Source organism: Bartonella sp. MR168JLCBS, from assembly GCF_042194175.1.
Genome location: NZ_JBHIMP010000300.1, coordinates 490 through 787, shown reverse-complemented (window position 1 = coordinate 787; position 298 = coordinate 490). Strand labels below are relative to the sequence as shown.

The 298-nt window shown below is 40.9% G+C and carries 1 protein-coding gene; it reads right to left on the bottom strand.

From position 1 onward, the window contains the following. Positions 1-99: 99 nt before the first annotated feature. Positions 100-298: hypothetical protein (locus tag ACFIK8_RS11015; protein ID WP_375669452.1), on the bottom strand; the 199-nt coding region annotated here is incomplete at its 5' end.

The window sequence follows — 298 nt, the reverse complement described above, 5'->3', positions numbered from 1 at the left end:
ATGCTCCTGATGCAAACACTACTACTTCGTTTGACAGATCAGTCTTATACCATCTAGAATCCAAGATAAGCGCCATTGCGAACGTCTTCATAAAAAATCTCATCTTCTGCCTGATTTGTATTCACAAGCCCCAAAGCACGGTGAAGCGGCTACGAGATTAATGCGTACACGCTCCTTTATTGTGTTTGTCAAGTTTAGGAGACAGGCTTGTTCATCAGTTTTTTTACCAGCGTCTTTAATAACGGCAACCGTCATGGGATTATGTTTGCAATGAAGTGGATAGTTTTTAAGCAGCATT